This is a genomic window from Nocardia sp. NPDC004722 (genome assembly GCF_053601505.1).
Map to the genome: position 1 here is coordinate 1 of NZ_JBSGBY010000610.1, position 4,922 is coordinate 4,922.

The following is a 4,922-nucleotide window of genomic DNA, read 5'->3' on the forward strand; positions in this document are numbered from 1 at the left end:
GCCGCGTTCACCGTCTGCCCGGTGGAGATCGAGTGGCCGAAGTCGCCCCGGACCGCATGGCTCAACGCGGTCCAGTACTGCTGCGACGCCCTGCTCGCGGCCAAGGCCGCCGTCCTCGCCGCCAATGCGCAGGACATCGAGATCGCCAAGGCCGCGGGCACCGCCGAATCGCAGCTGGATCGGCTGCGGCTGACCGAGGCCCGCATCGACGGGATCGCCTCGGGGCTGCGGCAGGTGGCCGGGCTGCCGGATCCGGTCGGTGATGTGGTGCGCGGATCGACGCTGCCGAACGGCCTGGAGATCCGGCAGGTGCGCGTCCCGCTCGGGGTCGTGGGAATGGTGTACGAGGCGCGGCCGAACGTCACCGTCGACGCCTTCGGGCTGGCGTTGAAGTCGGGCAACGCGGCGCTGCTGCGCGGTTCGTCCTCGGCGGCGCACTCCAATGCCGCGCTGGTGAAGGTGCTGCGGGAAGCTCTGGAAGCGCAAGACATTCCGGCCGACGCGGTGCAGCTGCTGCCGTCGGAGGATCGTTCCAGCGTCACCCATCTGATCCAGGCGCGCGGTCTGGTGGACGTGGTGATTCCGCGCGGCGGCGCGGGCCTGATCAATGCCGTGGTGCGCGACGCGCTGGTGCCGACCATCGAGACCGGCACCGGCAACTGCCACGTCTTCGTCCACAAGGACGCGGACCTGGACATGGCCGAATCGATTCTGATCAATGCCAAGACCCGGCGGCCGTCGGTGTGCAACACCGCCGAGACCGTGCTCATCGACCGGGCCGTCGCCGAGGTCGCGGTGCCGCGCATGATCAAGGCGCTCGCGGACTCCGGCGTCACCATCCACGGTGACCTGCCGGGCTTGGTGCCCGCCACCGACACCGACTGGGCCGACGAGTACCTCTCCCTCGACATCGCTTTGAAGGTCGTCGACGACCTGGACGCGGCGGTCGACCACATCAACGAGTGGGGCACCGGGCACACCGAGGCCATCGTCACCGCCGACCTGAAGGCGGCCCGCGAGTTCACCTCCCGCGTGGACGCCGCCGCGGTCATGGTCAACGCCTCCACCGCCTTCACCGACGGCGAGCAGTTCGGCTTCGGCGCGGAGATCGGCATCTCCACCCAGAAGCTGCACGCGCGCGGACCCATGGGCCTGCCGGAACTGACCTCGACCAAGTGGATAGTGTGGGGTGACGGGCAGATTCGGCCCGTCTAGCGACGCCGGTTAGTCATTGGGGTCCGGGGGTCAGGCTCCCGGACCCCCGCAAAGAAGGGCAGGGGTCCCGTGGCACCCACCACCGCACCCGTTCAGGAGCCGATCTTCTCGTCGGTCGACGATGTGATCGAGCGGCTGGCCCGCACCGGCTACCTGGCCGACAAGGCCACCGCCACCTCGGTTTTCCTCGCCGACCGCCTCGGCAAGCCGCTGCTCATCGAGGGGCCCGCCGGTGTCGGCAAGACCGAGCTGTCCAAGGCGGTCGCGCAGGTCGCGGGCGCGGAACTGGTGCGGTTGCAGTGCTACGAGGGCGTCGACGAGGCCCGCGCGCTCTACGAGTGGAACCACGCCAAGCAGATCCTGCGCATCCAGGCGTCCTCGGAGAACGACTGGGCCGAGACCAAGGCCGACGTGTTCACCGAGGAGTTCCTGCTGGAACGCCCGCTGCTGACCGCCATCCGGCGCGACGAGCCGACCGTGCTGCTCATCGACGAGACCGACAAGGCCGATGTCGAGATCGAGGGCCTGCTGCTCGAGGTGCTCAGCGACTTCTCGGTCACCGTGCCGGAACTGGGGACCATCACCGCCACCCGCAAGCCGTTCGTGGTGCTGACCTCCAACGCGACCCGCGAACTGTCCGAGGCGTTGAAGCGCCGCTGCCTCTACCTGCACATCGACTTCCCCGACGAGGACCTCGAGCGGCGCATCCTGGCCAGCCGGGTGCCGGAGCTCAAGCCCGCGGTGGCCGCCCAGCTGGTGCGGATCGTGCACGTGCTGCGCGGCATGCAGCTCAAGAAGCTGCCGTCGGTGGCCGAGTCCATCGACTGGGCGCGCACGCTGCTGGCACTGGGCGCCAAGGATCTCGACGACAAGACGGTGCGGGCCACGCTCGGAGTGGTGCTCAAGCACCAGGCCGACCACGTGCGCGCGCAGTCCGAGCTGAAGCTGGCCTGACATGACCGAGAACCGGCAGCGCGGACTGGTTTCCGCTGCCATGCGGGCGATCTCGGGCGGGACGCCCGCCAAACCGGTGCAGGTGCCGGGGCCGACCGCCGAGCACGGCATCGAAGGCCACCTGGTCGGGTTCGTGGAAGCGTTGCGCGGCCGGGGAATTTCGGTCGGGCCGTCCGAAACCGTGGACGCCGGACAGGTTCTCACCGTCCTGGACCTGATGGACCGGGAGGCGCTGCGCGAGGGCCTGGCCTGCGCGCTGCTACGCCGCACCACCCAGCGCGCCACCTTCGACGGCATGTTCGACCTGTGGTTCCCGGCCGCGCTCGGCGAACGCGTCGGGGCCGAGGAGGTCGAGCTGCCGGTCAAGCCGGACGGCTCGATCGACATCCTCGAACTGCGGAAGATGCTGGCGGAGTTGCTGATCCAGGACCCGTCCGGCGAGCAGGCGCAGCAGTTGCAGGCCCTCGCCGCCCAGATGGTCGAGCAGATGGGCCAGTACCAGGCCGCGGGCGGGCCGTCGTTCTCCGCCTATCAGACGCTCAAGGATCTGCAGCCCGAACTGCTGGTCAGCAAGATCCTCGCGGGCCTGGCCCAGGGCATGGACAACTCCGATTTCGACCGTGACGGCTTCGACGCCGAGGTGGCGCGGCGCACCGCACGGCAGCGCATCAAGGACTTCCGCAGCACCGTCGAGGCCGAGACGCGCCGCCGCGTCGCCGAACGCATCGGCCGCGACCGCGTCGCCACCTACGGCGTGGCCCGCCAGGCCGAGGATGCCGACTTCCTGCGCATCTCGCAGACCGAACTCGACGAATTGCGCCGCAGCAGTCAACGTTTGGCCCGCGTGCTCGCCTCGCGCCTGGCCGCGCGCCGCCGCCGCTCCCGGCGCGGCGAGATCGATCTGCGCAAGACCATGCGCAAATCCATGTCCACCGGCGGCGTCCCGGTCAACCTCGTCACCCGCAAGCCGCGCCCCGGCCGCCCCGATCTCGTTCTGCTGTGCGACATCTCGGGCTCGGTGGCCGGATTCTCCAGCTTCACCATGCTGCTGGTTAACGCCCTGCGCGAACAGTTCTCCCGGGTCCGCATCTTCGCGTTCGTGGACCAAACCGACGAGGTCACCCAGCTTTTCGACTCGAAGACCCCGCTGGATCAGCTGACCCGGCGCATCTTCACCGAGTCGAAGGTGGTCGGCATCGAGGGTCACTCCGACTATGGTTCGGCCCTGGAGGGCCTGGCGGAGAAGTTCCCCGATGCCGTCACCAGTCGTACCTCCCTGCTCATCCTCGGCGATGCCCGCACCAACTACCGCGACCCGGCCCTGAAGACCCTGCGGCAGTTGGTCGACACCGCCAAGCACGCCTACTGGCTCAACCCCGAGGCCGAGAAGATGTGGGGCACCGGCGATTCCGCCGCCGACCGCTACGCCGACATCATCGAGATGCACGAATGCCGTTCCGCGCGTCAGCTCACCGCCGTCGTCGGCCGCCTGCTCCCCGTCTAGGAAACCCCGGGCCGTGCCCGGCTACGGGGAGGTGAAGGGAATGCCCTTGCCGCCGGTGGCGGTACTGGCATCCATGAAATAGGTCAAATTGTCGGTGACGTGGTTGATTTCGACGGACACGGCGTGGGTGCCCGACGTCAACCCCTCGATCGAGAAGGCGAAATCCCCTGTTCCGTCCGGGCTGGTGGTGAAGGTGCTCGGCGTCGGAACCGGGGCGTTGCCATCCACCTTGAAATAGACGTGGAACTGCTGTCCGGGCATATTCGTCCGGAACAGGTGACCGCTCACGAAGAGGGTCTGCGAATCATCGCACTGCGTAGTGGCGTAACTGTGGTTGCTATCGACGGTCTGTCCCTGATGTTGCCCGGACCAGGCCACGATGGGAGCGAGTTCTCCCGAGGTCGGCAGCGCCATCTCCAGTCCTCCTTGTATCTTCGCGGCTCCCATCTCCATGGTCCTCCCGCGACGTTTGTCGCGTTGTCGGTTCGAGTCGAAATATCTTGTAGCGCAACGGATTATCCGCTCGAATCAAACCGCCCAGGCGGTACCGGGGCGTCTCGGTTCTCCGGACCCAGTTCGACCACTGTTCCCGGATGCGCCAGGGACGCGACGGTGATGCGCCCGCCCTGCGCCTGACCGATGATCTGCCCCTGCCAGGCGACGAAGCAGGAGGCGATTTCGCTGTTGTACACGGAGTTCAGCGCCGGTGCGATGGCCTTGGCGAAGTCGCCCTCGGCCGCGATGAGCTGACTGCGATACGGGCCGTAGTAGGGCAGGATCGCCTGCAACACAACTGCTTCCACGCCCTGGACCTGCGCGATCAGCGGGTCGATCAGCGGCTGGTACCGCGTGATCACCGGGGCGATCTGCGCGAGCACGGGACCTGCGAGTTGCAGGATCGGCTGATACACCGAGCCCAGTGCGAACGCCTCCGAGGAGAACGGTCCGGCCAGGGGAGCCAGTCCGATCAGCGAAGCCAAGCCGCCCTGCTGCTTCGGCGCGGGCCAGCCCAGCGGGCAGGCGGGCTGCGTGTTCACCGTCGGCGTCGCGAAGGGACTGCCCGCGCCCAGCGGCACGGCGCTGTCGGCACTCGCTCCCGGCCCCAGCGGGACGCTGCTCGCGGGTGCACCGGGGCTCGGGGTTCCGGTGCCGCCCGGCGTACCCAAGGTGACGGCGGCCGGACTCCGCCCCGGTGCGGACCTGGGTGCGGCTGTTGCGTGCCAACGGCGGCGAAATGCCTTCGCTACCG

The 4,922-nt window shown here is 68.5% G+C and carries 5 protein-coding genes; 3 read left to right on the top strand and 2 right to left on the bottom strand.

The window, feature by feature from the left end:
* Positions 1 to 27: 27 nt before the first annotated feature.
* The 3 genes from ACWELQ_RS37935 to ACWELQ_RS37945 all read left to right on the top strand — a co-directional run bounded on the left by ACWELQ_RS37935 (position 28) and on the right by ACWELQ_RS37945 (position 3,673).
* Positions 28 to 1,215, top strand: coding sequence for a glutamate-5-semialdehyde dehydrogenase (locus tag ACWELQ_RS37935; protein ID WP_452401843.1), 1,188 nt, complete (start codon positions 28 to 30; stop codon positions 1,213 to 1,215).
* A gap of 69 nt (positions 1,216 to 1,284) precedes the next feature.
* Positions 1,285 to 2,169: an AAA family ATPase gene (locus ACWELQ_RS37940; RefSeq protein ID WP_452401840.1), complete on the top strand. Its 885-nt coding sequence runs from the start codon at positions 1,285 to 1,287 to the stop codon at positions 2,167 to 2,169.
* Between the two features lie 40 nt (positions 2,170 to 2,209).
* Positions 2,210 to 3,673: a vWA domain-containing protein gene (locus ACWELQ_RS37945; protein ID WP_452401844.1), complete on the top strand. Its 1,464-nt coding sequence runs from the start codon at positions 2,210 to 2,212 to the stop codon at positions 3,671 to 3,673.
* A 21-nt stretch (positions 3,674 to 3,694) separates the two neighbouring features.
* Here ACWELQ_RS37945 and ACWELQ_RS37950 read toward each other — a convergent pair whose 3' ends face one another.
* Positions 3,695 to 4,087: a hypothetical protein gene (locus ACWELQ_RS37950; protein ID WP_452401841.1), complete on the bottom strand. Its 393-nt coding sequence runs from the start codon at positions 4,085 to 4,087 to the stop codon at positions 3,695 to 3,697.
* Between the two features lie 101 nt (positions 4,088 to 4,188).
* Positions 4,189 to 4,922, bottom strand: a 734-nt coding sequence (locus ACWELQ_RS37955; RefSeq protein WP_452401842.1) for a hypothetical protein, incomplete at its 5' end; no start/stop codon positions are given.